Origin of the sequence: Streptomyces sp. CMB-StM0423, assembly GCF_002847285.1 — a bacterium.
Taxonomy (GTDB): domain Bacteria; phylum Actinomycetota; class Actinomycetes; order Streptomycetales; family Streptomycetaceae; genus Streptomyces.
In genome coordinates, this window is the sequence record NZ_CP025407.1 from 4,380,061 (window position 1) to 4,406,772 (window position 26,712).

Below are 26,712 nucleotides of genomic sequence, written 5' to 3' on the forward strand. Positions count from 1 at the left end.
TGTGATCCGTCATGAGCTCTTCCGCACATCTGTCCACCACCTCGACGAAGTGGGACGCCCGCCTGTGGGGCATCCTGCTGACCGTCTCCCTCGTGGTCGGCCTCGACGCTCTCGACGTGTCGATGGTGGGGGTCGCCCTCCCCTCCATCCAGGCCGACCTCGGGCTGTCCACGAGCACCCTTCAATGGGTCGTCAGCGGGTACGTCCTCACCTACGGCGGACTGCTCCTCCTCGGCGGCCGCACCGCCGACCTCCTCGGCCGGCGGCGGGTGTTCCTCGTCGCCGTCGCGGTGTTCGCCGTCACCTCGCTGCTCGGCGGGCTGGTCGACGACGGCGGGCTGCTGATCGCGACCCGGCTGCTGAAGGGCGTCTCCGCGGCGTTCACCGCACCCGCCGCGCTCTCGATCATCACCACGACCTTCGCCGAGGGCCCGGCCCGCAACAAGGCGCTCGGGATCTTCGCCGTCTTCGGCGCCAGCGGCTACAGCGCGGGGCTCGTCTTCTCCGGCCTGCTGACCGAGGTCGGCTGGCGCTGGACCTTCTTCCTGCCCTTCCCCATCGCCCTGATCGCGCTCGTCGCCGCCTTCCGCGTGCTGCCCGAGGAGGGGCGCCCCGAGCGCACCGGCGGCTACGACATCCCGGGCGCGGTGACCGGCGTCGGCGCGATGCTGCTGCTCGTCTACACCGTCGTCGAGGCGCCCGAGGTGGGCTGGGGCGCGACCCGTACGCTGCTGCAGTTCGCCGTGGCCGCGGTGCTGCTGGCCGCGTTCCTCGCCATCGAGCGGCGCAGCAGCCACCCGCTGATCCGGCTCGGCATCCTGCGCTCCGGCCCGCTGGCCCGCGCGAACCTCGGCGCCGCCGTGTTCTTCGGCGGGTACCTGGGCTTCCAGTTCCTGGTCATGCAGTACCTGCAGTCCGTGCTGGGCTGGTCGGCGATGGAGACGGCGCTCGGCTTCCTGCCGGCCGCGCTGATCGTCGCGTTCGGCTCGCCGCGGATGGACTCGCTGATCGACCGGGTCGGCACCACGCGCACCATCGCGGGCGGCGTGGTGGCGCACCTGCTGGCGTACGTGCTCTTCCTCGCCATCGACCGGGACGCGCCGTACCTCGTCGGCACCCTGCCGAGCATGGTGCTGCTGGGCCTCGGCTTCATGCTGGCGTTCGCCTCGTTCAACATCCAGGCCACCGCGGGCATCCCGGACGACGAGCAGGGTCTCGCCGGCGGGCTGCTGAACACCTCGCTCCAGGTGGGCGGGGCGATCGGGCTGGCGGTCGTGACCGCCGTGCTCACCGCCAACGCGGAGGGCGCGACCGGCTCGCGGGCGCTTCTCAACGGCTTCGACCCGGCGCTGTACGTGGTCGCGGCCATGGCGCTGCTGGGCCTCGTCATCGCCCTCACCGGGCTCCGCGGGTCGCGGCGCCCGGAGCAGGAGCAGAAGCCGGTGGAGGACCGCGAGTACGTCTACGCGGCCGACTGACCCACCGCCACGACCACGGGGAATCGGGGGTACACGGATCCGGGCCGGCCAGGCCCGGGTCCGTTTCCGTGCGCGGTCACCCCGCCGGGGCGCCGTCGTCCTCCTCCTCGTTCTCCTCCTCGTCCGGCGTTACCCCCAGGCTGTGGAGGAACGCCGCCGCGGCCGGGGACGGGCGGGTGCGGGGCCAGATGAGGCGTTCCTCCCGGGACGGGCCGTCGGCGATCCGCACGGTGGCCAGGCCCGGGAGGCGGGGGGCGAAGGTGCTGGGGAGGAGGGCGACCCCCAGCCCGGCCCGTACGAGATCCGCCATGAAGTCCATCGACGACACCTCGAAGCCCACCGTCCGCCGCAGCCCCGCCGCCGCGAACGCCTCCTCCGACTGCGCCCGCGCCGCCGTGCCCGCCGCGAAGTCGACGAACGTCTCCTCCGCCAGCCGCGCGAGATCCGTCTCGCCCGTGCCCGCCAGCGGGTGGTCCGGCGGCAGGACGGCCAGGTGCCGGTCCCGTACGAGGATCCGCTCGCGGACCTGCTGCGCCCGGAAACCCGCGGGGACGCCGAGCAGCGCCAGGTCGTACGTGCCCTCCGCGACCGCCCGCACCAGGTTCTCGCTCGCGCCCACCGCCAGGCTGATCCGCACCTGCGGGTACGCGTCGTGGAACTCCTTCAGCGCCGCCGGCAGGTCCACCGCCGCCACCGTCGGGATCGACCCGATCGCCAGCCGCCCGCGCACCTCCCCCGTCGCCGCCGCGACCTCCGCGCGGGCCCGCTCCGCGGCGGCGAGGGTGGCGCGGGCGGCGGGCAGGAACGCCTCGCCGGCGCGGGTGGGGCGCACCTGCCGGCTCGTACGGTCGAACAGCCGGGCGCCCAGCTCCCGTTCGAGCTTGCCGATCTGGTGGCTCAGCGCCGACTGGACGACATGGCAGCGCTCGGCGGCGCGGGTGAATCCGCCGGTGTCCGCGACGGCGACGACGTAGCGCAGTTGCTGCAGCTCCATGCGATCCATCGTGATACGAGATGGATCAGATGACAACCATGTGTTGGACTCATCCATGGTGGTGGGCGGAGTCTGGGGTCATGACAACGGACCCGGTATCACCGCGCGAGGAGCCCACCACCCTCGGCCGCGGCCTGCTGCTGCTCATGGCGACCGCCACCGGCCTGTCCGTGGCGGGCAACTACTTCGCCCAGCCCCTCCTCGACCTCATCGGCCGCGACCTGCACGTCGGCAGCACGCTGGCCGCGCTCGTCGTCACCGCCGCGCAGACCGGGTACGCGCTGGGCCTCATCCTCCTCGTCCCCCTCGGCGACGTGACCGACCGGCGGCGGCTGTCCGTCGGGCTCTTCGTCGCCACCGCCGCGTTCCTCGCGCTCACCGCCGCCGCGCCCAACGGGCCCGTGCTGCTCGCCGGTACGGTCCTCACCGCGCTGGCGTCCGTCGGCGCCCAGGTCGTCGTCCCGTACGCGGCCGGGCTCGCGGCGCCGGAGGAGCGGGGGCGGGTGGTGGGCGTCGTGATGTCCGGCATCCTGCTCGGCGGGCTGCTGGCCCGTACCGCCTCGGGGGCGCTGTCGGAACTCGGCGGCTGGCGCACGATCTACTGGGTCAACGCCCTGCTCATGACCGGCATGGCCGTCCTCCTCCACCGCCACCTGCCGCGGCTGCCGGCGGCGGGCGCGGGGATGGCGGGCATGTCGTATCCCGCGCTGCTGCGCTCCACGGTCGCGCTGCTGCGCGAAGAGCCGGTGCTGCGGCGGCGGTCGGCGCTGGGCGCGCTGTCGCTGGCCTCGTACAGCGTGCAGTTGACGGCGCTGACGTTCCTGCTGGCGCGGCCGCCGTACGGCTGGTCGGAGTCGGCGATCGGGCTGTTCGGTCTGGTCGGGGCGCTGGGCGTGGTGACGATGACGTTCGCGGGACGGCTCAACGACCGCGGCCACGTCCAGGCGGTGACGGGCGCGGGCGTGCTGCTGCTGACCGGCTCGTGGGTGCTGCTGGGGGTGGCGGGCGAGTCGCTGCCGTGGCTGGTCGTGGGCATCGTGGGCCTCAACGTCGCGCAGCAGGCGGTGCTCAACAGCAACCAGGCGGTGGTGTACGCGATACGCCCGGACGCCCGCAACCGCATCAACTCGGCGTTCATGACCAGCTTCTTCGCGGGCGGGGCGGTCGGCTCGGCGCTGACGTCGGTGGTGTGGGCGCGGGGTGGCTGGCAGGCGGTGTCGGCGCTGGGCGCGGTGCTGGCGGCGGGGACGGTGGTGCTGTGGGTGGCGGAGCGGGTGGGCGCTGCCCGGGGGGCCGCGCGTGCGGGTGCCGCCCGGGGCGTACGGGCCGGGGCGCGGCCCGTAGAGGACGGCCCCGAGCCCCGGCACGCACCCGTACGGTGACGGGCTACGCGCTGCCGCCGCCCTGCTGCAGCGGTGCCAGCGCCGCGGCGATGTGGGCCTCCGCCGCCGCGCGGTCGAGGCCGAGCCGGGAGAGCACGCCGTCGCCGTTCTCCTGCTCCAGCAGCGCCAGCAGGATGTGCTCCGTACCGATGTAGTTGTGGCCGAGCCGCAGCGCCTCGCGGAAGGTCAGCTCCAGGGCCTTCTTCCCCTCCGCGTTGTACGGGATCAGCTCCGGCACCGTGCCCTCCGCAGCCGGCGGCAGCGCCGCGGTGGCCTCCTGGCGCACGGTGTCGAGGAGGATGTCCTGCGCCTTGATCGCCGCCCCGCCGACGGCGTCGGGCTCGGCGAGCAGCCCGAGGACGAGGTGGGCCGGGCCGATCTCGGTGTTGCCCGCGGCGCGGGCCTCGCTCTGGGACGCCATCACCACGTTCTTGGCGCGGGGGGTGAACCGGGCGAAGCCCTCGCTCGGGTCGAGCGTGAGGCCCTCGTCCGAGCCCTTGGTCACGAACCGCTTCTGGGCGGCCTGCCGGGTGACGCCCATGCTCTTGCCGATGTCGGTCCAGGACGCGCCGGAACGCCGCGCCTGGTCCACGAAGTGGCCGATGAGGTGGTCCGCGACGTCGCCGAGGTGGTCGGCGGCGACGACGGCTCCGGTGAGCTGGTCGAGGACGTCGGGGTGGACCTTCTTGATGGCCTCGATGAGGTCGTCGAGGCGTACGGGATGCGTGGAGCGGTCGGGTTCCGTCATGCTGACAACCGTAGGTTGACACCCCCGCGTGTGTCAACCTTCGGTTGACACCGTACGGAAGTGGGTGGTCAGCCGGCCGTCCGCGTCCAGGACGTGGAACGCCACGGCGGGCGGCTGGTCGAGGTGGACGTGCTGATCGGCGTGCGCGCGCCGCTCCCAGGGCAGCCGGACGGTGTTGACGACACCGCCGGCGACGAGCAGCGGGCGGCCGGCGAAGGTGGTGGCGGCGGAGGTGTGGGCGTGCCCGGCGAGGAAGGCGGCCACCTGCCCGTGCCGCCCGGCCAGCTCGGCAAGGCGCTGAGCCCCGAACTGCCGGATCTCGTCGACGTACGGCACATGCAGCTCGACGGGCGGATGGTGGAACGCGACCAGCACCGGCTCCCCCTCCGGCACCCGCCCCAACTCCTCCTCCAGCCACGCCAGCGTCTCGTCCCCGAGCCACCCCTCGGGCTTCCCCGGCACCGACGAGTCACACGCGAGCACCGTGAACCCCGGCCCGCGGTACACCTGATCGACGGGGGTCGCGGACTCCGCCTCCCCGAGCAGCCCGCTGCGGAAGGCGGCCCGGTCGTCGTGGTTCCCGGGAAGGACCAGCACGGGATGCCGCGACGCGAGCAGCTTGCGGGCGGTCGCGTACTCGTCGGGGGTGCCGTGGTCGGCGATGTCCCCGGTGACGAGGACGAGATCCAGGTCGTACGGCAGCTCCTCCAGGTACCCGGCGACGGCACGGGTTCGCCGGACACTGCGCTCGTCGTCGATGTGAACGTCACTGAAATGCGCAATCACGGCCATGGTGCATTCCCTCCCCGGCACGCCGCCCGGCGTCCCGCCCCACCGACGCTACGACCCGCCCCGGGCGGCGGTGAACGGCCACTTCCACGCCGGTGGCCCGGCAGCGGGCCGGGCGGCGAAGGCCGGTGCGGGGCCGGACCGGTTGTGGGTGGGCCCGGTGGGCGGGGGCGAGGACTGGTGCGGGGCCGGACCGATCACGGGCGACCCCGGTCGGCCGGGGGGCGAAGACCCGTGCGGGGCCGGACCGGTTGCGGGTGGTGCCGGCGCGGGGGCGGAGGCCCGGTGCGGGGGTGCCCCGCATACGGGGGTGCCCCGCGTACGGGGGTGCTCGCGGGGGCGGGGTGGGGGCCCGGTGCGTGGTGGGGCGGGGGCGGGGTGCTCTCGGAGCCGGGGGCGGCGGCGCGGTGGATGCACGGCCCTGGTCGCCGGACTGGCCGGCGTCGTGGGGAAAGCGGGCGTCGGGGTGGGCGGCGTGGAGGGTGAACGGCCCGACGTGGGTTTTGGAGCATTGGCCCCCCGGCGGCCGGAGCCCGGCCACGTCCCCGAAGGAACCGGCCCCGGCCGCAGCGGCGATCACACGTGACAGCCCGCGCCCGCCAGTGCCCGGAACCCGCGTTGCCCGGGGAAGCAACGCCCAACTCCCCGCCGCACCACGCACGTCCACCCGACCCCGGCGCTGTGCGGCGTCGACAGCGCAGCGCGTGCGTACCGCGGGGCGAAACTCCGGCTCCGGGGCCGGATCCGGCCCGGATCCGGGGGCGTTGCCCCGGGTTACGACTCAATCCCTCCCCTCGGGCGCCCGGGACGGCGGTTGCAGGGCCTCGGAGCGGCTGCGTGCGTGTCGGTGGGCGAAAGTCTGCCCGCGGGGGCGATTTGCCCCAGCTTGCTGGGAGGGTTGCAGCGAGTTTCGCCCGATCCCTTCTATTCGGAGCGTCCTTACGTCCACAGGAACGCAAGTGCACGCGCCTGGGCGAAAGTCAGACTCAGGGGGTGATTTGTACGGGTTTCGCCCGCCGGATGTCGCGAGTTTGGTGCGCTTGCGTTCAATCGGGGTGGCTCAGGCGGGGGCTGGCGCGTCTGGGCGGGCGAAAGTCGGCGCCTGAGGGCTGATTCGGCCCGGATCCAGGGGGTTACCGCGAGTTACGGCCCAGTTTCTCCGCTCCGGCGGTACGGACAGGGTCCCCGGCGGGGGATCGCGGGGCGGAGGCACGTCGTGCGGCGGGCGTTGGGCCTGGCTTCCCCGGGCAACGCGGGTTCCGGGCACTGGCGGGCGCGGGCTGTCACGTGTGATCGCCGCTGCGGCCGGGGCCGGTTCCTTCGGGGACGTGGCCGGGCTCCGGCCGCCGGGGGGCCAATGCTCCAAAACCCCCGTACGGACCGCTCCCACGCGACACCGGCCCACCCCAACCCGGACCCCCCGACCCCGACAAGCCCTCACGTCCGCCAAGACCCGACCCCGGCGCCCGCGCCGGGCAGCCGTCGGCGCCGTCGCCGACGAAGAGATGCGGTGCGGGTCCGGCAGCCGCGAGGTTCCTTCCGGCCTGCGCGTCGACCTCGACGGACACGACGGGATGTGCCGTACCGGGTTGAGCGGGAAGAGGTCGCCGGTCTGGTGGCAGATCCCGCGGACTCGGCGTCGGGTGAGTGCAGGACGCGGTCGACCGGATCGGCACCGACGTGACCGGGTGTCTTCACGCCGTGCCTTCCTTCACTCCGTGTCTGTGTCGGCCGAAGAGAGCGTCCCACAGGGGATCTTGAACACTGTCCAGACGACTTTGCCGATGCCCAGGCGGCCGGAGGTGCCCCAGTCGTCGGCGAGGGCGTCGACCAATTGCAGCCCGCGACCGCGGTCGTCGGTTTCCGCGGGCGTAAGGAGACGCGGCAGCGCGTCGCTCGCGTCGTGCACCTCGATACGTACGACGCCCTCGCCGACGGCAACATGCACACGAAACTGGCGCCCCCGCGGGGTGCCGTGCAGCAGGGCGTTGGTGGCCAGCTCGGAAACACACAGGCGAATGTCGTCGGCGCGGTCGGCTGTGCCGACGATGCCCGCAACAAAGTCGCGCGCTTTACCGATGGAGCCGGCACTTCTGATGAACCCGCGCGCGTAGGCGGTCATGGTGCGAACCCCGTTCCGGGTGGAGCCGGGCTATGGCCGCTGCGCTGCTCGGTGGGCCAGGGGTGGGGAATCAACCCCGGCGGAGGCATGACGGATTCGTTCAGCGTCATGCCGTCGGGAGCGTCGTCCTCGTGCGGCTGAAGGTCATCCAGGCGCGCCACCCACGCCTCGCCGCCGTTCGGCGGGCATACGTGGTAGACGTGCGTGCCGGTGTCCTCCGGTATGGCGATCACGACACCGGCACGGCGCTTGGCCGTGTCCCACACGGCATCTCCGCGCCGGGGCGTCCATCCGGCAGCCATGTCTGCCAGCGCCCGGCGCCGGGCGAAGTCCTGCGGTGTTCGTCTCCGTGCCGCCATGCAACAGACGGTAGGCAGTCAATTACCCATCACTATGAATCAGCGGAATAAGCCCTGGTCATCCAGGTGAAACCGGTTCGACATCCCCCTCAACTGCTCACGTGTGGAGGCGCGTTCCGCGTAGACGATCCGGCGGAGGGTCGCACGCGCGATCGGGTGGTTGCGTACGAGTTGCGGCGCCAGGTCCTCCGCCTTGCGCAGCTCCTCCAGCGCCGTGTGCCGGTCGCCGTTCCACAAGTACGCCTTGGCCATATCCATGTGGTGGTTGCCCCGGCGCGAGTGGGGGAGTGCGTCGATCTCCGCCGCGTCCGCCGCGTCGTTCAGCTCTAGCGACCGCACGTGGTCTCCGGCCTCCAGAGCGGTCGCGATGCCGTGAATCGTGACGTTCCCGGCGCTGAAGGTGACGGACTGCCGATCGAAGACCGGAGGCCCGGCGTAACGGCCGATCCGGTCTGCCGTCTCAGCGGCGTTGGCGATGCGCGCTTTGGACTCCTCCACATCGCCACCGCGCGCCGCCGAGACCGCCGCACGCAGGTGCAGGATCCCCCGCATGCGCAGAGCCAACTGGTCATCCTGCCCGGCGTACTCCTCCACGGAGGCGAGTGCCCGGTTGGCAAGAACCATGGCGTCGGTCCAGTCGGCGGTCGCCCACATGTCCCACATTCGCATGTAGTCCGCCACCGCGGGCATCAGCGGGTCGCCGGACAGCCGCGCTGACCACATTGCGCGCTCGCACGCCAGGGCGATCAGTTCGGGGTGGCCGAGAGCATGAGCCGCCGTATGCGTCGCCTTGCAGCACACGGTGTAGACGGCGAACGCTTCCTCGCGCTCGTGGCCCGTGGAGACTTCGGCCAGAGCACGCGCCTCCCGAAGGACGTCAGGCATCTCCCGCAGGATCGCCGTGTTCGCGGCAGCGTCCCGCAGTCGGTGGATTCGTTTCACGTCCGCCCAAAGCTGACTGCTTGGGCGTGGAATGCCGGCAAACGTCGGTGCCAGATCAAAGCGGCGCAGCTCACGCATGATGGACGCAGCCGCCACCTGCCACAGGTTCTCCTGGACGTCACTGGTGTACGGCCGCTCCAGCAGATCGTTCGGGTGGCAGTGCAGCGCGGCAGCGATCTGATTGATCAACCCTGCCCGGTCCAGCTCCAGCCGGCCGTTCTCCACCCGGGAGAGCCACCCCTGCGTCTTCCCGACCGCCACCGCCAAGTCGGCCTGCGCCATCCCGAGACGAAGACGCAGGCGCTTGATCCGTCGCCCGATCGCTTCTTGCTCCTCCAGTGGGTATGGCATGACGAACTCCGTCCTCACCTCTGATACTCAGCACGGTACCCGTCCCACCCTGGGGCGACAGCCTGAGCAGCGCCAGGGCGTGACGCACGAATCGCCGCCACAGGCCGCCGACCGGCACGAGGCGCACGGGCAAACGCACCCCCTGTGCGGCGCGCGCGATCGAGGCGTCCGGCGATGTCTACGGGGCGATGCTCGCGCCGGGCGGCTGGCAGTTGGTCGAAGCCCGCGGGCAACATGGCGAACACCCCCGGCGACCAGCTACGGATCCCCGCGCTGTGCCTGCTGCGGGCCGAGGCCGACGAGGAGCGCCTGCACCGCCGGGTGCTGGCGTTCTCCTCGGTCGTCGTCGACCCCCTCGACACCATGGCCGCCGCCTCCGTCGGCACCATGATCCGGGACGGCTACGGCGCCTCCGACACCTGCCACGCCCTGTACTGCGCGCTGCCCCGCGCCGAGTTCACCGGCATGCCGATCCTGCTGACCGAGGGCGAGGGGCACTACCCGCCGGGCGTCGTCACCGTCGACATCGACTCCCCCGGAATGCTCGGCGTCCACTGACGGGCGGGGCCGGTCGCCGTCAGTTGTCCGCCAGGCGGGACAGGGCCAGGTTCAGTTCCAGGACGTTGACCTTTTCGTTGCCCAGGAAGCCCAGGTCCCGGCCCTCCTTGTGGGTGTCCACCAGGTTCTCCACCTGGGCCGTCCCCAGGCCGTTCTCCTTCGCCACCCTGTCCACCTGGATCTCCGCGTACTCCGGGGAGATGTGCGGGTCTATCGCCGAGCCCGAGCCCGTGACCGCGTCCTTCGGGACTGCCGACACGGGGACGTCGTTGAACGACGCCACCTGCTGCTTCGCCTCCTTCACCGTCTTCACCAGCGTCGCGTCCGACGCGCCCAGGTTCGACGGGCCCGTGGCCAGGGGGTCGTAGGCGCTGTTCGAGGGGCGGGGCTGGAACCAGCGGGGGTCGGGTGTGTCCGTGCCCTGGAGGTTCCAGCTCTGGCCTATCAGCTTCGAGCCCGCCTCCCGGCCCTCGTGTTCGACTTTCGAGCCGTTCGCCTTGCCGGCGAACGCGCCCTGCGCGATCCCCGTGATCACCAAGGGGTAGATCACGCCGGTGACCACGGTCAGGACCAGCAGCGCGCGCAGCGCGCTGAAGAGCAGGCGGGCGGTGGAGCGTGCGGAAGTGTTCATGTGGTCGGCCTCCGTCAGCCGATGCCGGGGATGAGCGAGACGACGAGGTCGATCAGCTTGATGCCGATGAACGGGGCCACCAGGCCGCCGAAGCCGTAGACCCCGATGTTGCGCCGGAGCATGCGGTCGGCGCTCATCGGGCGGTAGCGCACGCCGCGCAGGGCCAGCGGGACCAGCGCGACGATGATCAGCGCGTTGAAGACGACCGCGGAGAGGATCGCCGACTCCGGCGAGGACAACTGCATGAGGTTGAGCTTGTCCAGGCTCGGGTAGGCGGCGGCGAACATCGCCGGGATGATCGCGAAGTACTTCGCGACGTCGTTGGCGATCGAGAAGGTCGTGAGCGCGCCCCGGGTGATGAGGAGCTGCTTTCCGATCTCCACGATCTCGATGAGCTTGGTCGGGTTGGAGTCCAGGTCGACCATGTTCCCGGCCTCCTTGGCGGCGGAGGTGCCGGTGTTCATGGCGACGCCGACGTCCGCCTGGGCCAGCGCGGGGGCGTCGTTCGTGCCGTCGCCGGTCATGGCGACGAGCTTGCCGCCCGCCTGTTCGCGCTTGATGAGGGCCATCTTGTCCTCGGGCGTGGCCTCGGCGAGGAAGTCGTCGACGCCGGCCTCGGCGGCGATGGCCTTCGCCGTCTTGGCGTTGTCGCCGGTGATCATGACGGTCCTGATGCCCATGCGGCGCAGTTCGGCGAAGCGTTCGCGCATGCCCTCCTTGACGACGTCCTTGAGGTGGACGACGCCGAGGACCCGCGCGCCGCCGCGGTCGTCGGCGACGGCGACGAGCAGCGGGGTGCCGCCGGACTCGGCGACGGTGTCGGCCATGTCCCGTACGGCGTCGGGGACGTCGCCGCCCCGTTCCCGTACCCACGCCGCGACCGCACCCGCCGCTCCCTTGCGGATCTGCCGCCCGTCGACGTCGACGCCCGACATCCGGGTCTGCGCGGTGAACGGCACCCAGTCGGCGTGCGCCAGCGCGCCGGGTTCGCGCTCGCGCAGCCCGTAGCGCGACTTGGCGAGCACGACGATCGAGCGGCCCTCCGGCGTCTCGTCGGCGAGCGACGACAACTGTGCGGCGTCGGCGAGTTCCGCCTCCTCCGCGCCGGGGACGGGCAGGAACTCGTGCGCCTGCCGGTTGCCGAGCGTGATGGTGCCGGTCTTGTCCAGCAGCAGCGTGGACACGTCGCCCGCGGCCTCGACGGCCCGGCCGGACATCGCCAGCACGTTGCGCTGGACGAGCCGGTCCATGCCCGCGATGCCGATGGCGGACAGCAGCGCGCCGATGGTGGTGGGGATCAGGCAGACGAGCAGCGCGGCGAGCACGATGAGGGACTGCTCCGCGCCCGCGTAGACCGCGAAGGGCTGGAGCGTGACGACGGCCAGCAGGAAGACGACCGTGAGCGACGAGAGCAGGATGTTCAGCGCGATCTCGTTCGGCGTCTTCTGCCGGGCCGCGCCCTCGACCAGCGCGATCATGCGGTCGATGAACGTCTCGCCGGGCTTGGCGGTGATCCGTACGACGATGCGGTCCGAGAGCACCTTCGTGCCGCCGGTGACCGCCGAGCGGTCGCCGCCCGACTCCCGGATCACCGGCGCCGATTCGCCGGTGATGGCGGACTCGTCGACGGAGGCGACGCCTTCGACGACGTCGCCGTCGCCGGGTATGACGTCGCCGGCCTCGCAGACGACGAGGTCGCCGACGCGCAGGTCGGTGCCGGGAACCCGTTCCTCACCCGCGGCGGTACGGCGGCGGGCGACGGTGTCCGTCTTGGCCTTGCGCAGCGTGTCGGCCTGCGCCTTGCCGCGGCCCTCGGCGACGGCCTCCGCCAGGTTGGCGAAGATCACGGTGAGCCAGAGCCAGCCGGCGATGACCCAGCCGAACCAGTCGCCCGGGTCGGTGACCGCGAGGACCGTGGTCAGCACCGAGCCGACCTCGACCACGAACATCACCGGCGACTTCACCAGCGCCCGCGGGTCGAGCTTGCGCAGCGCGGCGGGTACGGACCGGAGCAACTGCCGGGGGTCGAACAGCCCGCCGCCGACCCGGGGTCCGGGTTCGTGCCGTACGGGATCCGCGTCGGTGCGCGGCGCGGGGGCGGGTGTCCGGGTCTGGATGCTCATGCGGCTAGTCCTTCGGCGAGCGGCCCGAGCGCGAGCGACGGGAAGAAGGTGAGCCCGGCGACGATGGCGATGCAGGCCACCAGCACGCCGGTGAACAGCGGCTTGTCGGTGCGCAGCGTCCCGGCGGTGGCCGGCACGGGCCGCTGCCCGGCGAGCGATCCGGCCAGCGCCAGCACGAACACCATCGGCAGGAACCGGCCGAGCAGCATGCACAGGCCGAGCGCGGTGTTGTGGAACTCGGTGTTCGCCGAGAAGCCCGCGAAGGCGCTGCCGTTGTTGTTGGAGGCGGAGGTGTAGGCGTAGAGGACCTCGGAGAAGCCGTGCGGCCCGGTGTTCGTCATCGACGACTCGCCGTTGCCGGTGCCCATCGCCAGCGCCGTGCCGGTCAGCACCAGCGCGGGGGTGACGAGGATGTAGCAGGCCGCGAGCTTCATCTCGCGGGGCCCGATCCTCTTGCCGAGGTACTCGGGCGTACGGCCCACCATGAGCCCGGCGATGAAGACCGCGACGATCGCCATCACCAGCATTCCGTACAGTCCGGAGCCGACCCCGCCGGGCGCGATCTCGCCGATCATCATGCCGAACAGCAGCACGCCGCCGGAGAGTCCGCTGAACGAGTCGTGGAAGGCGTTGACCGCGCCCGTCGACGTCATCGTCGTGGAGACCGCGAAGAGCGACGAGGCACCCTCGCCGAACCGCTGCTCCTTGCCCTCCATCGCGCCGCCCGCCAACTGCGCGGCGGTGCCCGGGTGCGCGGCCTCCAGCACCGTCACGGTGACCACGCCGGCCAGCCAGATGCCGGCCATCGCGGCCACGACGGCGTAGCCCTGCCGGACGCTGCCGACCATCCTGCCGAAGGTGCGCGGCATGGCGAACGGGATGACGGTGAGGAGGAAGATCTCCAGGAGGTTGGAGATGCCGTTGGGGTTCTCGAAGGGGTGGGCGGAGTTGGCGTTGTAGAAGCCGCCGCCGTTGGTGCCCAGCTCCTTGATGGCCTCCTGGGACGCGACGGCGCCGCCGGTGAGGTGCTGGCTCTGCCCGGTCACGGTGGTCACGGACTCGGTGCCGGAGAAGTTCTGGATCGCGCCGCACGCGACGAGCAGCACGGCCGCGACGGCGGCCATCGGCAGCAGGATCCGCAGCGTGCCGCGCACCAGGTCCGCCCAGAAGTTGCCCAGCTCGCCGGTGCGGGAGCGGGCGAAGCCGCGGATGAGCGCGACCGCCACGGCCATCCCGACGGCGGCCGAGACGAAGTTCTGCACGGCCAGGCCGCCGGTCTGGGTGAGGTGGCCCATAGCGGACTCGCCCGAATAGGACTGCCAGTTGGTGTTCGCGACGAACGACGCGGCGGTGTTGAACGCCTGGTCGGGGCTGATCGCGGCGAAGCCGAGGGAGAGCGGCAGCTTGTCCTGGACCCGCTGGAGCAGGTAGAGGAAGAGCACGCCGGCCAGGGAGAACGCGAGCACGGCACGCAGGTACGCGGGCCAGCGCATCTCGGCGTCGGGGTCGGCGCCGATGGCGCGGTAGATCGAGCGCTCCACGCGGCTGTGCTTCTTGCCGCCGTAGACCCCGGCCATGTAGTCGCCGAGGGGGCGGTGGACGAGCGCGAGGGCGACGACCAGCGCCGACACCTGGAGCACGTCAGCGAGTATCGGGCTCATGCCGGGACCTCAGAACCTCTCGGGGAAGACGAGGGCGAGGACCAGGTAGCCCAGCAGGGCGACGGCCACGATGAGACCCACCACGTTGTCGGCGGTCACAGCTTGGCCACCCCTCGGGCGATGAGCGCCACGAGCGCGAAGACCGCGAGCGTGGTGACGACGAAGGCCACGTCGGCCATCGGTGCTCCTAGACGGAATCGAATCGAACGGACATGTCCAGAGAAACCCCGCGGCGGGGCGGATGTGACAGGCGTTGACGGTCCCCTGACGAGGCGGGGGGCGGCGTTGACGGGATTCATACGCAGGTGGGGGGCGGTGCGGGCGTCGGTTGCCGGCGCCGCCTCCCGGGCGGGGCGTGGGCGGCCCGCGGGGGGTGCGGGAGCGTAGCCTGGGGTGCGGAGACGGCCGCCGGTGCGCCGGCCGGGCCGTCCCGCGGCGGTGGGGCCCGCCGTACCCGAACCGCGGCGCCGGACGCCGCCAACGGTCCCTGCTTGCGACGGAAGGCGCGCGCTGCCGCGCGCCGCGGCGAGTGGGTGAGGTGCGCACATGACGGAGGCCCCGCGGCCCGGCGAAGACGCCCGCCGGGGGTACCGGGCCGAGCCGATCGACCCCGATGTCGAGGTGGCGCTGCCCGCGCCGCCCGAGCACCGCTGGCGCGGTCAGGGCGCGCCGGTGGCGATGGTGGCGCTGGGCGGCGGCCTGGGGTCCGCGGCGCGGTACGGGGCCGGGCTGCTGTGGCCCACCGGGCCGGCAGCCTTCCCGTGGACGACGCTGCTGGTGAACGTCGTCGGGTGCGCGGCCATCGGCGTGCTGATGGTGCTGATCACGGAGGCGCGGACGGCGCACCGGCTGGTGCGGCCGTTCCTGGGCGCGGGGGTGCTCGGCGGGTTCACGACCTTCTCGACGTACGCGGTGGACGTGCAGCGGCTGGTGGCGGAGGAGGACCGGGCGGCGGCGGGGGTGGCGTACCTGGTGCTGACGCCGGTCACCGCGCTGGCGGCGGTGTGGGCGGCGCAGGCCGTGACGCGGCGGGCGGTGGGGCGTTCCCCGTCCGGCGCGGGCGGCTCGCGGGCGTCCGCGGGGAAGGGGGACGCGTGAACTGGCTGCTCGTGGTCGCCGGGGGGATGGCCGGGGCGCCGCTGCGGTACGTCACGGACCGGGCGGTGCAGTTGCGGCACGGCTCGCCGTTCCCGTGGGGCACGCTGGCCGTCAACGTCGCCGGCTGCCTGATCCTCGGCACCCTCGCGGGCGCGACCTTGGCCGGTGCCGCCCCGGAGTCGGTGCGGCTGCTGCTGGGCACGGGGCTGTGCGGGGCGCTGACGACGTACTCGACGTTCTCGTACGAGGTGCTGCGGCTCGCCGAGAAGGGCAAGGGGCGGTACGCGGCGGCGTACGTGGGCGCGAGCCTGGCGGTGGGGCTCGGCGGGGCGTTCCTGGGCGCGGTGGCGGGGGAGGCGGTGTGGGGGTGAGGGGCGGCCTCTCGGCGGCCGTACGGGCGGTGCGGACGGTGCGGGCCGTACGGACGGTGCGTACCGGAAAACCGGCGTGCTTCCCCGGCCGCCGCTCGGGTAGCGTGCGCGTCATGTCGAGCCCCGAGTCGGACAGGGCGGGGGCTTTCGGTCACGCCGTCAGCCCCCTGAACCACTGAGTCCGCAGCCCCGCCGCCGCGCCGCCCAGCGCGGCCGGACGGGCGCGCCTTCCGGGCGCTGACCCCGCGGTGACCGAGACGCCTTCCCGTTCTTCCTCTCCTCGTCTCGGAGCCTCTCGATGCCCTTCCCGCTCTATCTGCTCGCCCTGGTCGTCTGCGCCATGGGCACGTCCGAGTTCATGCTCGCAGGACTGCTGCCGGACATCGCCGCCGACGTCGGCGTCTCCGTCGGCACGGCGGGCACCCTCACCTCCGCGTTCGCGATCGGCATGGTCGTCGGCGCCCCGCTCGTGGCCGCGCTCGCCCGCAACTGGCCGGGGCGGAGCACGCTCCTCGCGTTCGTCGTCGTGTTCGCGGCGGCGCACGTCGTGGGCGCCGTCACCGGCAGCTTCGCGGTGCTGTTCGCCACCCGCGTCGTCGCCGCGCTGGCGAACGCGGGCTTCCTCGCCGTCGCGCTGACCACCGCCGCCGGGCTCGTGCCGCCCGACCGGAAGGGGCGGGCGCTGGCCGTCCTGCTGTCCGGTACGACGGTGGCGACGATCGCCGGGGTGCCGGGCGGGTCGCTGCTGGGCGCGGCGTTCGGCTGGCGGGCCACGTTCTGGGCGGTCGCCGCGCTGTGCCTGCCCGCGGCCCTCGGCATCCTCGCGGGGATCCCCGGAGGCCGGGCGCGGCCGGGCGGGGCCGGCGAGCCCGCGCTGCGGTCGGAGATCGCGCGGCTCAGGAGCCCGCGGCTGATCCTCGTCATGCTGCTCGGCGCGCTGGTGAACGCGGCCACGTTCGGCAGCTTCACCTTCCTGGCGCCGCTGGTGACCGACACCGCGGGGCTGGCCAAGCCGTGGATCTCGGTGGCGCTGGTGCTCTTCGGGGCGGGGTCGTTCGCCGGCGTCACCTTCGCGGGGCGGCTCGCGGACGTGCGCCCGGGTGCGGTCGTCGCGGCCGGAGGGCCGCTGCTGCTGGCCGGCTGGCCGCTGCTGGGGCTGCTGGCCGGGTATCCGGTCGCGCTGCTCGGGCTCGTGTGCGTGCTGGGGGCGCTGTCGTTCGCGGTGGGCAGCACGCTGATCACGCGGGTGCTGTACGAGGCCGCCGGCGCACCCACGATGGCCGGGGCGTACGCGACGGCGGCGCTGAACGTCGGCGCCGTGGCAGGGCCGCTCGTCGCCGCGGGGGCGATCGGCGCCGCGGGGAACCGCGGGCCGCTGTGGGCGAGCGGCGTGCTGGTCCTGGCGGCGCTGCTCGTCGCGGCGCCGTTCCGCGGGGTGGTCGCGGGGGCGCGGAACGGCGCGTGAGCGCGGTGGGCGTGCCGGGTGGCGTCAGAGGAGGCCGTTGAGGAGGGGGAGGTCGAGTTCGAGGCCGCCGCGGTCGGGGTCCTCGGTCGAGCCGCCACCGGAGTCGCCGGAGTCGCCGGAGCCGTTCGAGCCGCCGTTGTCGCCGCCGGTGCCGGTGTCGCCCTCGTTGCTCGGCGTGGGCGTCGGGGTGCCGGTGGACGGCGACGACGACTCGGGTTCCGCGGTGTCCGGCGCCGTGACGCGGCCCTCCGCCGGGGTGGTGGCCGTCGGCTCCGGGCTGTCCTTCGTCGGTGCCGGGCTCTTCGCGGGCCGGTCCGCGTCGCGGGCGGCCTTCGTCGGCCCGGTCCGCGGTTCCGCGGGCTCCGCGCCGTCCGGCTTCGCCGCGCCCGAGGGGCGGTCGCCGTCCGGGGTGGCGCCATCGTCGTTGCCGGGCTCCTCGGACGGGAGCGGCTGCACGGGGGTGTCGGCCCGCGCCACGGCCTCGTCCGTACGGGCCCCTCCGCCGCCGCCCATGGCGTTCGCGGCGAGCAGCCCGCCGGAGAGCACGGTCATCCCGGCCGCCGCGAGACCGGCCAGCCGCCGGCTGCGCCGCTTGTAGCGCCGGTGCCGCGCCCGCGGCCGTACGGGCACGAGTTCCGCCCCCACGCCCTCGCCGCCGTGCGCGGCTTCCGCCACCGCGGGCAGGGGCGCCGTCCGGCCGTGGTCCTCGAACAGCTCCAGGTCCCCGGGCGCGGGTCCGCCCGACTCCGCCGCGGGAAGCTGCAGCGCCGGGGTGCCGAGGGTCCCGTAGATCTCGGGGACCGCGGGCACGTTGTGCGGCTGCGCGCACCACGGCGCTCCGGCCGGGTCGTGCCGGCTGTCGCACCGCGGGCAGTAGATCGTCGTCACTGTCCTGGTGTCCCTTCCGTCGCGTGGGGGCGAGGGGTGCTCCGACGCCGGAACAATGTGCCAGCGCCGGAATCCCTCGGAGCACGAAGAATCCCCATAAGGAGTGCGGCGGTGAGACCTATCTCACACTGCAGGAGCTGGTACAGACCACCGCGCCTCCGGACATCGCACCCACCCCTCCGGGGCCCGGCGGCGGCTGCGAGACTGCCGCGATGACCATTCAGCTCGTGTCCGTGATCGGGAACAGCCCCGGGGTCGGCAAGTCCACCCTCTGCCGCGCCCTCGCCGCCGCGCTCCGCGAAGACGGGGCGGTGGTCGACCACTTCGAGGAGGCCGACATCCTCGCGCGGGAGGCGTTCCGCCCGGTGGCCGAGGAGTTCGCGGACGGTACGGGGGCGGTGCGCCCGGAGACGCTGGTCGCGTGCGTCCGCGCGTACGTCGCGGGGGCGGCCGCCGCCGGGACGGACGTCCTGGTGACGGACGCGCTGCTGCCGTTCGTGCCGTCGCTCGTGGCCTGGGGCCACGACGAGGACACGATCGCGGGCGTGGCCGAGGACCTGGTCCGGGCGGTGGCCCCCGCGGAGGTCACGGTCGTCTACGTGCACGACGACCCCGGAGCGGCCCTGCGCCGGGCGGTCGCCCGGGAGGGCGGCGGGTGGGCGGAGTGGTACGCGGCGAAGCTGGGCTCCTCGCCGGGCACGCGGCACGTACGGGACCTGGAGTCGGCGGCGGCCCACCTGCGGGCGGAGACGGAGCTGACCCGCCGGGTGCTGGCGCGTACGCCGTGGCGGACGGTGCCGGTGGACACGGGCGAACTGGACGCCGAGGCGGCGTTCGCGTACGCCCGCGCGCAACTGGCCTGGCGGCCGGGGCAGTCCTGAGCTGCGGGCAGGCGGGGGCCGGCCGCGCCGTCTCGTTCGTCCCGGAAGATCCCGGCCGTACGCGCACCCCCCGCGCCCCGATGTCAGACCCGCGCGAGATGCTCGAATCCGAACCGTTTGTTGCTGACTTCCGTAAGGATCCGAGATGAGCAGCTTCGCCGAACTCCGTTCCGCCGTCCGCGGCCGGGTGCTCCTGCCCGGCGACGACGGCTTCGAGGCGGCCGCCAAGCCGTGGAACCTGGCCGTGCCGCAGCCCGCCGCCGCCGGCGTCGTGGAGGCGGCCGACGCCGACGACGTCGCCGCGCTGGTCCGCTACGCGCGGCGGGCCGGTGTCGCGGTCGCCGCGCAGCCCGCGGGGCACGGCGCCTCGGGGGCCGTGGAGGGTGCCGTTCTGCTGCGCACCGGGCTGCTGGACGAGGTGCGGGTCGACCCCGGGGCGCGGATCGCGCGGGTCGGCGCCGGGGTGAAGTGGGGGCGCGTACAGGAAGAGGCGTCGCGGCACGGGCTGACCGGGCTGCCCGGCAGCTCCCCCGTCGTCTCCGTGACGGGCTACACGCTGGGCGGCGGCGTCAGTTGGTTCAGCCGCGCGTACGGCTGGGCGGCCGACTCGGTCACCGCGTTCGAGGTCGTCGATGCCGAGGGCGTGCCCGCCCGGGTGACCGCCGAGAGCGACCCCGAGCTGTTCTGGGCCCTGCGGGGCGGCGGGGGCGACTACGTGCTCGTCACCGCGACGGAGTTCCGCCTGCACCCCGCGCCCGCCCTCTACGGCGGCCAGATGCTGTGGCCCGGCGCGCAGGCCCGGGAGGTGCTCGACGTCTTCCGCTCGGTGACCGCCGCGGCGCCGGACGAACTGACCGTCTGGGCCGGGCTGCTGAACATCCCCGGCGCCGACCCGATGGTCGCCGTCCACACCACGTACCTCGGCGAGGGCGCCGGCGACGCCGGGCCCGGGCTGCTGCGCCCGTTCGACGCGATCGCGGGCCGGGTCGACGACAACCGGGCCGTGCTGCCCGTCCACGAGCTGGGCACCATCACCGGCGAGCCCACAGAACCCAGCCCGGGCCTCGGCCGCGCCGAGATGCTCACGGCCGTCGACGACACCGTGATCGACGCGCTCCTCGCGGAGCCGATCGCGCCGCTGCTCGGCGTCCAGCTCCGCCACGTCGGCGGCGCGCTGGCCCGCTCCTCGGACTCCCCGCACGGCGCGCTGCCGGAGCCGTACCTGCTGTACCTCTTCGGCGTCCCGTTCTCCCCCGAGGTGGCCGCCGGCATCCCCGCCCGCCGGGACGCGCTGGTCAAGGCCCTCGGCCCGTACGTCGCGGGCCGCAAGCCCTACACGTTCCTGGGCCCCGACGAGGGCGCGGCGGACGTCTTCGGCCCGGAGAGCCTGGCCCGCCTGCGGGCCGTCAAGCGCGCCCGCGACCCGCAGGGGGTGTTCCGCAGCAACTTCCCGGTCGGCAGGGACTGACCCCGTTACCGACCGCTTCCAGGAGCGCCGTCACCGCACGACCGCGGTGAACTCCGCGGTGCGCACCACGTCCTCGTGCTTGAAGTCGAGGAACAGCCGGTACGTCCCCGGGCCCGGCACCTGCGCGTGGAACGCCACGACGGGGCCGGGTTCGGTCGTGCCGTCGCCGGGGGAGCCGTCCGGGTGGACGTGGACGTACGCGAGGTCCTCGCGGCGCAGCGCCACGAGGTGGCCGTACGCGGCGAGATAGGGCTGCAGGTCGGTGACCGGCTCGCCGTCGCGGGCGACCGCGAACTCCAGCCGCCGCCCCTCGCCCGCCGCCGGCTCGCCGGTGAGCGTCACCTCGCGGCCGTCGACGGTGAAGGCCGGGGCGGGCGCGGGGAGTTCGCGCGCGGGACCGGCACCGTCGCCGGCCGTCAGGTCCGCGCCGAGGGTGAGGGTGCGGCCGAGCGCGGCGGGGGCGAAGTCGGCGAAGACGCGGTACGCCCCGGTCTCGGGGAGAAGGACGCGGACGGACCAGGTGCCGTCGGCCGCCTCCGCGGGGTGGACGTGGACGTAGCGGGTGAGGTCGCGGCGTACGACGATCAGGTGGACGAGCTTGTCGTGGATGGGCGTCAGGTCGGCGACCGGGCGGCCGTCGGCGCCGAGGAGGCGGAAGCGCAGCTCGGTCCCGGCGCCGGCGGGGACCGCGGCGGTCTCCAGCGCGAGCGTGTAGCCGTCCCCGGAGCCCTCCAGCCCGGCGGGTCCCGCGGGGGCGCCGTGAGCGTGGTGGGCGTGGTGGGCGTGGGCGTCGTGGTGACCGTGGCCGGCGTCGTGGTGCTGGGTGGCGTTCATGGTGGGTGTCCTTGCCCTTCGTATCCGGTGCGGTCTGTCTGGTGATCAGCGTAGCAGATATACCCCCTAGGGGTATATCGACGTGCGGTGGCGCGTGTCACGCGGGGCCTTGCGCGGGCGCTACGCGGCGGTGGTCGTACGGTCCCGGGTGAGCCGCGCGCCGCCGGCCGGCAGATATGGCCCGGCCGTACGCGCCGCGCCCGCCGGCGGCCGCCACAGCAGCACCGCCGCCACCGCCGCCGCGAGCCCGATGGCCGCCAGCACGCCCGCCGCCACGCCCGTCCCCGCCCGCGCCGCGAGATAGCCGGCCAGCGGGTACGTGACCAGCCACGCGACGTGGGACAGCGAGAACTGCGCCGCGAACGCCGCCGGCAGGTCCGCCTTCCCCGGTACCGCGCCGCGGATCAGCCGCCCCGCCGGCGTCACCATCGCCGAGGTCGCGGCCCCGAGCACGGCCCACGCGGCGAGCAGCGCCGGCCAGGTCCGCACCCCCGCCCCGAGGCCCGCCCCGACGACGGCCAGCACCGGCGCCGGCACGAACGCCGCCGGCAGCATCACCGCGCGGTCGCCGACCCGCTCCAGCACCCGGGGGAGCGCCAGCGCGACGGCCATCGACCCGGCGCCGTAGGCGCCCAGCGCGAGCGAGACGTCGCCGACCGGGCGGGCGAAGTGGTCGCGGACCAGGACGACGGTGTTGACGATCACCATCGAACTGGCCGCCGCGACGGCGAAGTTGAGCGCCAGGAGCGCGCGGAGCCGGGGCGCGGAGCCGAAGAGCCTGATCCCGTACGCGGCCCTGGCGAACACCCCGCGGCTCTCCGTGCCGCCCTCCCCGCCGGTCTCACGGGGGGTGGGCTTCGGCAGCGCCACGGAGACGACGAGCGCGGCGGAGGCGACGAAGCCGGCGGCGGTGCCGAGGAAGAGCCGGTCGTACGTGATGAGCGTCAGCAGCCCGGCCGCGAGCACGGGGCTGAACAGGCTCTCCATGTCGTACGCGAGCCGCGACAGCGACAGCGCGCGGGTGTAGTCGCGCTCGGCGGGGAGCACCTCGGGGATGGTGGCCTGGAAGGTCGGGGTGAACGCGGCGGAGGCGGACTGGAGCAGGAAGATCAGCACGTAGATCTGCCAGACCTCGGTCACGAACGGCAGCGCGAGCGCGACGACGCCGCGCACGAGGTCGGCGGCGACCAGCAGGGCGCGGCGCGGGATGCGGTCGCCGAGGGCGCCGATGACGGGGGCGATGCCGACGTAGGCGACCATCTTGACGGCCAGGGCGGTGCCGAGGACGGCGGAGGCGTTGCCGCCGGCGAGGTCGTAGGCGAGGAGGCTGAGCGCGACGGTGGCGAGGCCGGTGCCGACGAGGGCGATGACCTGGGCGGCGAAGAGGTGTCTGTAGGTGCGGTTGCGGAGTACGGAGAACATGGCCCTGGCCTCTTCCTGTGCTCGTGTGCGCATATACGCACATGATAAGCAGAGGAGGGCCCGGGCGTTATTCCCGCGGGGCCCGGTTACCGGCTCAGGAGTGCCAGGGCTCGCCGGTCATGAGGTGGTCGGCGTGGTTGAGGGCCTCGACGACGAGGCCGCGCAGATGCCCGTCGCGCAGCGAGTACACGACGCGGCGGCCTTCCTTCCTGGAGTGCACCAGGTTGGCGAGGCGCAGCTTGGCCAGATGCTGGCTGACGGCCGGCCGGGCGGCGCCGCTGGCGGTGGCCAGCTCGGTGACGTCGGCCTCGCCCTCGGCGAGCAGCCACAGCAGGTGCAGCCGCGTCGCGTCGGCGAGCAGCGCGAAGACCGTGCTCGCGGCTTCGAGCTGCTCCCGGTCGGGCGTCCACTCGTGACGGTGGACGGCCCGGGTGGGCGAGGGGGCGGTGTGGCGCTCCGGCATGCGCCTATCGTATGGCCGTACGAGGCAGGGGGCGGGCGTCGCGGCTGCTCAGCCGGCGCGGTACATGCCGATGGAGCCGTGCCCGGCGACGTCGGCGAAGCCGAACTTCTCGTACAGGAACCGCGCGGGCCCGTCGGCGACGAGCGACACGTACGCGGTGGCGGGCGCCCGCCGGTCCAGCTCGGCGACGAGCGCCGCCATGATCTGCTTCCCGAGCCCCTGCCCCTGGTGGTCCGGCAGCACGCACATGTCCACCACCTGGAAAACGGTCCCCCCGTCCCCCACGACCCGCCCCATCCCCACGGGCACCCCGCGGTGGTACACGACGACCCCGTACCAGGTCTGCGGCAACCCCGCGGCGGCCGCCTCGGCCGCCTTGTCCGACAGCCCGGCCCCGGTCCGCAACCGCCGGAAGTCCGCGACGGAGGGCACCCCGGCCCGTATCTCGTAAGGGCTGCTCATGGAGGTCATGGGTTACACATTAGCCGGGGGCCGGTCACTTCCCCGCCTCGGGCCCGTACCACTGCAGGGCCTGCCCGGTGGCGGCGGCGATGCAGTCGAAGTCCCGGTCGCGGTGCAGCAGGGTCAGCCCCTGCAACTCCGCGGTGGCCGCCACGACGAGGTCGACCGGACCCGCGCCGCGGTGCTGCCCGCGCTTGGTCAGCGCCTCCTGCACCCGAAGGGCCCGGTCGTAGGCCCGGTCGTCGACCGGCACCCACCCGAAGATCGTCCGCAGGTCTTCGATGCCCCGCGCCCGGTCGCCGGCGGAGCGGGCGCTGTAGAGGAACTCCAGCTCGGTGATGGGGCAGACCGCGATGAGCCCGGCCGCGGCCGCGCGGTCCCACCCGTACTGCTCGGCGTCGCCGCGCATCATCCGGGCGAGTGCGCTGGTGTCGACGAGGTAGTGCGCGGCGTTCACCCGCGGTAGTTCCTCTTGTCCTCAAGGAGGTCGAGTTCGAACGCGCCCTCCTCGGCCGCGGCCCGCAGCCGCGTGAGCGCCAGCGCCCGCCGCCGGTTCTCCAGCACCTCGCGCAGCGCGGTGTTGACCGTCTCCTTCTTGGTGCTCGTGCCGAGGGCCTGCGCGACGTCGGCGAGCAGGCCGTCGTCCAGATCGATCACCGTGCGACTCACTCTGCACCTCCCTTGATATCAAGCAAGCCATCTTTGATATCAACGGTAGCACTCCCTCTCCCCCCCCGGAGGGGGTACGTCTGCGATGATGGCGCTTCCCAAGGTGACGGCGGAACGAGGAAGCCGGTGTGAATCCGGTGCGGTCCCGCCACTGTGATCGGTGAGCCGGCTCCGAACAGGCCACTGCCCCCGCGGGGGTGATCCTGCCCGGCCCGCCGGATCCGCTCGGCCCCCGCGCGACACCGGCCCGCTTACGGCCGCCGGTTCCCCCGTTCCGATACCGGCTGCCGAGCCGCCCGAGCCGCCCGAGCCGTCCGAGCCGCCCGAGCCGTCCGAGCCGTCCGAGCCGCCTGGTCCGCACACCGCCCCCGCGCCGTCCGGCCCCGCCCCGAAGGGAGCACCGTGACCCCCGCCGCCGATCATCCCCTGCCCCCGGCCGTCGTCGCCGCCGCGCTCGGCGACGTCGCCGCGCTCGGGCCGTTCTTCGCCCTCGCCGTCGCCGGGCCCGGCGACGGCTGGCACCGCGTCGCCGACACCTACGCCCGCGGCGCCGCCGACCTCGTCGCCGCCACCGCCGGCCGGTACGGCACCGCCGAACTCCGCATCGGCGCCTCCCTCGTCCAGTTCGGCCACGCCTCCCGGCTCTGGTCCCCGGTGCTCGCCTGCGCCCTCCTCCACGGCGTCGTACCGGACCTGACCGGGCTCCAGCGCGCCGACGAAGGGCCCGCGCTGCGGCTGCCCGTGCCCGCCGGGCGGCCGGCGCCCGCGGCGGCGCGGCTGCCGGAGGTGCTGTACGAGGAGGTGGTGACCCGGCACCTGGAGCCGCTCGCCGCGGGGCTGCGCGTCAAGGTCGCCGCCGGGCTGCTCTACGGCAACGCCGCCTCCGCGCTCGTCGGCGCCGCCGCCGCGCTCCGCGCCGCCCGCCCGGCGCTCGGCGACCCGCTGACCCGGCTCACCGGCGCCCTGCTGTCCACGGGGCAACTGGCCGGCACGGGGCTGCTCACCGGGCCGGGGCTCGCCTTCCGGCGCCGTAGCTGCTGCCTGTACTACCGGGTCCCGGGCGGCGGCAAGTGCGGCGACTGCTCCCTGCGTACGTGACGGGCGCCCGCCCCGGGCCCGTACAAGCAGAAGAACCCCCGCCTCACCGCTTCCCCCGCCCCCGCAGGAACCGGTCCGCCCCCTCCGCCAGCTCCACCACCCGCTCCGGATACCCCAACCCCGCCCGCTCCCCCGCCGGGAGCGTCCACGGCCGGTGCACCGCCGCCCCCGCGACCCCCGCCAGCTCCGGCACCCACCGCCGCACGTAGGCCCCCTCCGGGTCGTAACGCCGCGCCTGCGCCAGCGGGTTGAGCACCCGGTTCGGCCGGGTGTCGGTGCCCGTCCCGGCCACCCACTGCCAGTTGAGCTGGTTGTTCGCGATGTCCCCGTCGACCAGCAGGTCCAGGAAGTGCGCGGCGCCGGCCCGCCAGTCCACGTACAGCGTCTTCGTCAGGAAGCTCGCCGTCAGCAGCCGCCCGCGGTTGTGCATCCAGCCCTCGTGCGCGAGCTGCCGCATCGCGGCGTCGACGATCGGGTAGCCGGTGCGCCCCGCGCGCCACGCCTCGATCCCGTCGGCGTCCGTGCGCCACCGGTCGCCGCGCGGGCGGTAGTCGGCGTGGGACGCGTCGGGGCGCGCGGCGAGGACCTGGTGGTGGAAGTCCCGCCAGGCGAGCTGCCGGACGAAGGCGTCGGCGCCGGGACCGCCCGCCGCGCGGGCGCGGTGGACGAGTTCGGTGGCGGAGAGCGTGCCGAAGTGCAGGTGCGGGGAGAGCCGGGAGGTGGCGTCGCCGGGGAGGTCGTCGTGGCGGGCCTCGTACGCGGACATCCCGGCGCGCAGCCAGGCCGCGAAGCGCCGCCGGCCCTCCTGCTCGCCGCCGCGGGCGAGCCCCGGTGAGGTGCCGGAGACCTCTGCACGCGCCGGGAGCGCGGCCGAACGGACGCCCGCGGGGACCGGGACGCGGCGCGGCGCGGGCAGCGGCGTGCGCAGGTCGGCGCCCCGCCAGCGGCGGAAGTACGGGGTGAACACCGCGAAGTGGTCCCGCGCCTGCGGCGTCACCGCGCCCGGCGGCAGCACGGTGACCGCCGCGTCGTGCACGACGAGCCGCCGCCCGTCCGCCGCCAGCGCCTCGCGCAGCCGGGTCTCGCGGCGCTGCGCGTACGCGCTGACGCCCGCGGCGACGTGCACCTCGGCCGCCCCGGCGGCCGCCGCGACCCGGACCGTCTCGCGGACCGGGTCCCCGGTGCGGACGACGAGACGGCCGCCGCGCGCCCGCAGCGCCTCGTCGAGTCCGGCGAGGCAGTCCGCAAGGAACGCCCGCCTGTTGGGTGGCGCGAAGCCGATACGGGCGAGGGCGTCGTCCGAGACGAACAGCGGCACGATTTCGTCGGCGGCGCGCACGGCGGCGTGCAGCGCGGGGTTGTCGTGCAGCCGCAGATCGGACGTGAAGAGGCAGACGGCGACGCTCATCCCGGCATTCTCACGGCGCCGCCGCCCCCGCGCCGCGCCGCCATGCC

General features: G+C 74.0%; 27 protein-coding genes and 1 riboswitch. Of the genes, 9 read left to right on the forward strand and 18 right to left on the reverse strand.

Annotation, left to right across the window (positions count from 1 at the left end):
* Window positions 1–11 precede the first annotated feature (11 nt).
* Complete coding sequence (locus CXR04_RS19110; protein ID WP_101423585.1) at window positions 12–1,478, forward strand: MFS transporter; 1,467 nt, start codon at window positions 12–14, stop codon at window positions 1,476–1,478.
* A gap of 76 nt (window positions 1,479–1,554) precedes the next feature.
* Here the strand turns inward: CXR04_RS19110 and CXR04_RS19115 are convergent, their stop codons facing one another.
* Window positions 1,555–2,472, reverse strand: coding sequence for a LysR family transcriptional regulator (locus CXR04_RS19115; protein ID WP_101423586.1), 918 nt, complete (start codon window positions 2,470–2,472; stop codon window positions 1,555–1,557).
* Window positions 2,473–2,552: 80 nt separating this feature from the next.
* Here CXR04_RS19115 and CXR04_RS19120 point away from each other — a divergent pair, with 80 nt between their 5' ends.
* Window positions 2,553–3,854, forward strand: a complete 1,302-nt coding sequence (locus CXR04_RS19120; RefSeq protein WP_267898195.1) for an MFS transporter — start codon at window positions 2,553–2,555, stop codon at window positions 3,852–3,854.
* Between the two features lie 4 nt (window positions 3,855–3,858).
* Here CXR04_RS19120 and CXR04_RS19125 read toward each other — a convergent pair whose 3' ends face one another.
* From CXR04_RS19125 to CXR04_RS19150, 5 genes are all read right to left on the reverse strand, one after another.
* Entirely contained in the window at window positions 3,859–4,602 is a 744-nt protein-coding gene (locus tag CXR04_RS19125) for a Clp protease N-terminal domain-containing protein (RefSeq protein WP_101423587.1), read from the reverse strand.
* Between the two features lie 33 nt (window positions 4,603–4,635).
* Window positions 4,636–5,394, reverse strand: a complete 759-nt coding sequence (locus CXR04_RS19130; RefSeq protein ID WP_101423588.1) for a metallophosphoesterase — start codon at window positions 5,392–5,394, stop codon at window positions 4,636–4,638.
* Window positions 5,395–7,102: 1,708 nt separating this feature from the next.
* On the reverse strand, window positions 7,103–7,513 hold the full coding sequence (locus CXR04_RS19140; RefSeq protein WP_101423589.1) for an ATP-binding protein: 411 nt from the start codon (window positions 7,511–7,513) through the stop codon (window positions 7,103–7,105).
* Window positions 7,510–7,872 carry a hypothetical protein gene (locus tag CXR04_RS19145; protein ID WP_159072348.1) on the reverse strand — a complete coding sequence of 121 codons (363 nt, stop codon included), beginning with the start codon at window positions 7,870–7,872 and terminating at the stop codon, window positions 7,510–7,512. Before CXR04_RS19145 ends, CXR04_RS19140 begins: the two co-directional genes overlap by 4 nt.
* 39 nt (window positions 7,873–7,911) lie before the next feature.
* The gene (locus CXR04_RS19150) at window positions 7,912–9,165 is read right to left on the reverse strand and encodes a helix-turn-helix domain-containing protein (RefSeq protein ID WP_101426469.1); all 1,254 of its coding nucleotides are present in this window, start codon (window positions 9,163–9,165) and stop codon (window positions 7,912–7,914) included.
* 174 nt (window positions 9,166–9,339) lie between these two features.
* On the opposite strand from CXR04_RS19150, the gene CXR04_RS19155 reads away from it, so the two are divergent.
* The gene (locus CXR04_RS19155; protein WP_101423591.1) at window positions 9,340–9,723 is read left to right on the forward strand and encodes a hypothetical protein; all 384 of its coding nucleotides are present in this window, start codon (window positions 9,340–9,342) and stop codon (window positions 9,721–9,723) included.
* Between the two features lie 19 nt (window positions 9,724–9,742).
* On the opposite strand, the gene kdpC is transcribed toward CXR04_RS19155, so the two are convergent.
* From kdpC to kdpF, 4 genes are read right to left on the reverse strand one after another with little or no spacing between them, the layout of a single operon-like run.
* Complete coding sequence (gene kdpC, locus CXR04_RS19160; protein ID WP_101423592.1) at window positions 9,743–10,354, reverse strand: potassium-transporting ATPase subunit KdpC; 612 nt, start codon at window positions 10,352–10,354, stop codon at window positions 9,743–9,745.
* A 14-nt stretch (window positions 10,355–10,368) separates the two neighbouring features.
* A complete protein-coding gene (gene kdpB, locus CXR04_RS19165; RefSeq protein ID WP_101423593.1) occupies window positions 10,369–12,477 on the reverse strand; it encodes a potassium-transporting ATPase subunit KdpB in 2,109 nt (702 codons plus the stop codon).
* A complete protein-coding gene (gene kdpA, locus CXR04_RS19170) occupies window positions 12,474–14,138 on the reverse strand; it encodes a potassium-transporting ATPase subunit KdpA (RefSeq protein WP_101423594.1) in 1,665 nt (554 codons plus the stop codon). Before kdpA ends, kdpB begins: the two co-directional genes overlap by 4 nt.
* 9 nt (window positions 14,139–14,147) lie before the next feature.
* Window positions 14,148–14,237, reverse strand: coding sequence for a K(+)-transporting ATPase subunit F (kdpF, locus tag CXR04_RS19175; protein WP_018836529.1), 90 nt, complete (start codon window positions 14,235–14,237; stop codon window positions 14,148–14,150).
* 447 nt (window positions 14,238–14,684) lie between these two features.
* Here kdpF and crcB (CXR04_RS19180) point away from each other — a divergent pair, with 447 nt between their 5' ends.
* From crcB (CXR04_RS19180) to CXR04_RS19190, 3 genes are all read left to right on the forward strand, one after another.
* Window positions 14,685–15,236, forward strand: coding sequence for a fluoride efflux transporter CrcB (gene crcB / locus CXR04_RS19180; protein WP_101423595.1), 552 nt, complete (start codon window positions 14,685–14,687; stop codon window positions 15,234–15,236).
* On the forward strand, window positions 15,233–15,607 hold the full coding sequence (gene crcB / locus CXR04_RS19185; protein ID WP_101423596.1) for a fluoride efflux transporter CrcB: 375 nt from the start codon (window positions 15,233–15,235) through the stop codon (window positions 15,605–15,607). The genes crcB (CXR04_RS19180) and crcB (CXR04_RS19185) overlap by 4 nt, the downstream gene beginning before the upstream one ends.
* 298 nt (window positions 15,608–15,905) lie before the next feature.
* Window positions 15,906–17,072: a Cmx/CmrA family chloramphenicol efflux MFS transporter gene (locus CXR04_RS19190; protein WP_101423597.1), complete on the forward strand. Its 1,167-nt coding sequence runs from the start codon at window positions 15,906–15,908 to the stop codon at window positions 17,070–17,072.
* A 24-nt stretch (window positions 17,073–17,096) separates the two neighbouring features.
* Here the strand turns inward: CXR04_RS19190 and CXR04_RS19195 are convergent, their stop codons facing one another.
* Window positions 17,097–17,960, reverse strand: a complete 864-nt coding sequence (locus tag CXR04_RS19195) for a hypothetical protein (protein ID WP_101423598.1) — start codon at window positions 17,958–17,960, stop codon at window positions 17,097–17,099.
* 212 nt (window positions 17,961–18,172) lie between these two features.
* On the opposite strand from CXR04_RS19195, the gene CXR04_RS19200 reads away from it, so the two are divergent.
* Both CXR04_RS19200 and CXR04_RS19205 read left to right on the forward strand, forming a co-directional pair.
* Window positions 18,173–18,841 carry a hypothetical protein gene (locus tag CXR04_RS19200; RefSeq protein WP_199850488.1) on the forward strand — a complete coding sequence of 223 codons (669 nt, stop codon included), beginning with the start codon at window positions 18,173–18,175 and terminating at the stop codon, window positions 18,839–18,841.
* Window positions 18,842–18,986: 145 nt separating this feature from the next.
* Window positions 18,987–20,309: an FAD-binding oxidoreductase gene (locus CXR04_RS19205; protein WP_101423600.1), complete on the forward strand. Its 1,323-nt coding sequence runs from the start codon at window positions 18,987–18,989 to the stop codon at window positions 20,307–20,309.
* A 30-nt stretch (window positions 20,310–20,339) separates the two neighbouring features.
* Here CXR04_RS19205 and CXR04_RS19210 read toward each other — a convergent pair whose 3' ends face one another.
* The 6 genes from CXR04_RS19210 to CXR04_RS19235 all read right to left on the reverse strand — a co-directional run bounded on the left by CXR04_RS19210 (window position 20,340) and on the right by CXR04_RS19235 (window position 24,159).
* On the reverse strand, window positions 20,340–21,143 hold the full coding sequence (locus tag CXR04_RS19210; protein ID WP_101423601.1) for a hypothetical protein: 804 nt from the start codon (window positions 21,141–21,143) through the stop codon (window positions 20,340–20,342).
* Window positions 21,144–21,263: 120 nt separating this feature from the next.
* Complete coding sequence (locus CXR04_RS19215; protein ID WP_101423602.1) at window positions 21,264–22,565, reverse strand: MFS transporter; 1,302 nt, start codon at window positions 22,563–22,565, stop codon at window positions 21,264–21,266.
* A gap of 94 nt (window positions 22,566–22,659) precedes the next feature.
* Window positions 22,660–23,028 (reverse strand): ArsR/SmtB family transcription factor, encoded by a 369-nt coding sequence (locus CXR04_RS19220; protein WP_101423603.1) that lies wholly within the window; start codon window positions 23,026–23,028, stop codon window positions 22,660–22,662.
* A 48-nt stretch (window positions 23,029–23,076) separates the two neighbouring features.
* A complete protein-coding gene (locus CXR04_RS19225; RefSeq protein WP_199850489.1) occupies window positions 23,077–23,499 on the reverse strand; it encodes a GNAT family N-acetyltransferase in 423 nt (140 codons plus the stop codon).
* Window positions 23,500–23,524: 25 nt separating this feature from the next.
* The gene (locus tag CXR04_RS19230) at window positions 23,525–23,947 is read right to left on the reverse strand and encodes a PIN domain nuclease (RefSeq protein ID WP_101423604.1); all 423 of its coding nucleotides are present in this window, start codon (window positions 23,945–23,947) and stop codon (window positions 23,525–23,527) included.
* On the reverse strand, window positions 23,944–24,159 hold the full coding sequence (locus CXR04_RS19235; RefSeq protein WP_026276273.1) for a type II toxin-antitoxin system VapB family antitoxin: 216 nt from the start codon (window positions 24,157–24,159) through the stop codon (window positions 23,944–23,946). The genes CXR04_RS19230 and CXR04_RS19235 overlap by 4 nt, the downstream gene beginning before the upstream one ends.
* Before the next feature lie 72 nt (window positions 24,160–24,231).
* Window positions 24,232–24,364: riboswitch (cobalamin riboswitch) on the forward strand.
* Window positions 24,365–24,561: 197 nt separating this feature from the next.
* Here CXR04_RS19235 and CXR04_RS19240 point away from each other — a divergent pair.
* The gene (locus CXR04_RS19240) at window positions 24,562–25,257 is read left to right on the forward strand and encodes a (2Fe-2S)-binding protein (protein WP_101423605.1); all 696 of its coding nucleotides are present in this window, start codon (window positions 24,562–24,564) and stop codon (window positions 25,255–25,257) included.
* A 43-nt stretch (window positions 25,258–25,300) separates the two neighbouring features.
* Here CXR04_RS19240 and CXR04_RS19245 read toward each other — a convergent pair whose 3' ends face one another.
* Window positions 25,301–26,665: a cryptochrome/photolyase family protein gene (locus CXR04_RS19245; protein ID WP_101423606.1), complete on the reverse strand. Its 1,365-nt coding sequence runs from the start codon at window positions 26,663–26,665 to the stop codon at window positions 25,301–25,303.
* Window positions 26,666–26,712: the final 47 nt, after the last annotated feature.

Excerpts from the sequence above, each read along its gene's own strand:
- CXR04_RS19245 (WP_101423606.1), bottom strand. The coding sequence starts at position 26,665 with ATGAGCGTCGCCGTCTGCCTCTTCACGTCCGATCTGCGGCTGCACGAC.
- kdpA (WP_101423594.1), bottom strand. The coding sequence starts at position 14,138 with ATGAGCCCGATACTCGCTGACGTGCTCCAGGTGTCGGCGCTGGTCGTC.
- CXR04_RS19220 (WP_101423603.1), bottom strand. The coding sequence starts at position 23,028 with ATGCCGGAGCGCCACACCGCCCCCTCGCCCACCCGGGCCGTCCACCGT.
- CXR04_RS19210 (WP_101423601.1), bottom strand. The coding sequence starts at position 21,143 with ATGAACGCCACCCAGCACCACGACGCCGGCCACGGTCACCACGACGCC.
- CXR04_RS19200 (WP_199850488.1), top strand. The coding sequence starts at position 18,173 with ATGACCATTCAGCTCGTGTCCGTGATCGGGAACAGCCCCGGGGTCGGC.
- CXR04_RS19125 (WP_101423587.1), bottom strand. The coding sequence starts at position 4,602 with ATGACGGAACCCGACCGCTCCACGCATCCCGTACGCCTCGACGACCTC.
- CXR04_RS19140 (WP_101423589.1), bottom strand. The coding sequence starts at position 7,513 with ATGACCGCCTACGCGCGCGGGTTCATCAGAAGTGCCGGCTCCATCGGT.
- CXR04_RS19150 (WP_101426469.1), bottom strand. The coding sequence starts at position 9,165 with ATGCCATACCCACTGGAGGAGCAAGAAGCGATCGGGCGACGGATCAAG.
- crcB (WP_101423595.1), top strand. The coding sequence starts at position 14,685 with ATGACGGAGGCCCCGCGGCCCGGCGAAGACGCCCGCCGGGGGTACCGG.
- CXR04_RS19145 (WP_159072348.1), bottom strand. The coding sequence starts at position 7,872 with ATGGCGGCACGGAGACGAACACCGCAGGACTTCGCCCGGCGCCGGGCG.
- CXR04_RS19130 (WP_101423588.1), bottom strand. The coding sequence starts at position 5,394 with ATGGCCGTGATTGCGCATTTCAGTGACGTTCACATCGACGACGAGCGC.
- CXR04_RS19190 (WP_101423597.1), top strand. The coding sequence starts at position 15,906 with ATGCCCTTCCCGCTCTATCTGCTCGCCCTGGTCGTCTGCGCCATGGGC.
- CXR04_RS19115 (WP_101423586.1), bottom strand. The coding sequence starts at position 2,472 with ATGGAGCTGCAGCAACTGCGCTACGTCGTCGCCGTCGCGGACACCGGC.
- CXR04_RS19155 (WP_101423591.1), top strand. The coding sequence starts at position 9,340 with ATGTCTACGGGGCGATGCTCGCGCCGGGCGGCTGGCAGTTGGTCGAAG.
- CXR04_RS19205 (WP_101423600.1), top strand. The coding sequence starts at position 18,987 with ATGAGCAGCTTCGCCGAACTCCGTTCCGCCGTCCGCGGCCGGGTGCTC.
- CXR04_RS19225 (WP_199850489.1), bottom strand. The coding sequence starts at position 23,499 with ATGACCTCCATGAGCAGCCCTTACGAGATACGGGCCGGGGTGCCCTCC.
- CXR04_RS19110 (WP_101423585.1), top strand. The coding sequence starts at position 12 with ATGAGCTCTTCCGCACATCTGTCCACCACCTCGACGAAGTGGGACGCC.
- CXR04_RS19215 (WP_101423602.1), bottom strand. The coding sequence starts at position 22,565 with ATGTTCTCCGTACTCCGCAACCGCACCTACAGACACCTCTTCGCCGCC.
- kdpC (WP_101423592.1), bottom strand. The coding sequence starts at position 10,354 with ATGAACACTTCCGCACGCTCCACCGCCCGCCTGCTCTTCAGCGCGCTG.
- kdpB (WP_101423593.1), bottom strand. The coding sequence starts at position 12,477 with ATGAGCATCCAGACCCGGACACCCGCCCCCGCGCCGCGCACCGACGCG.
- CXR04_RS19120 (WP_267898195.1), top strand. The coding sequence starts at position 2,553 with ATGACAACGGACCCGGTATCACCGCGCGAGGAGCCCACCACCCTCGGC.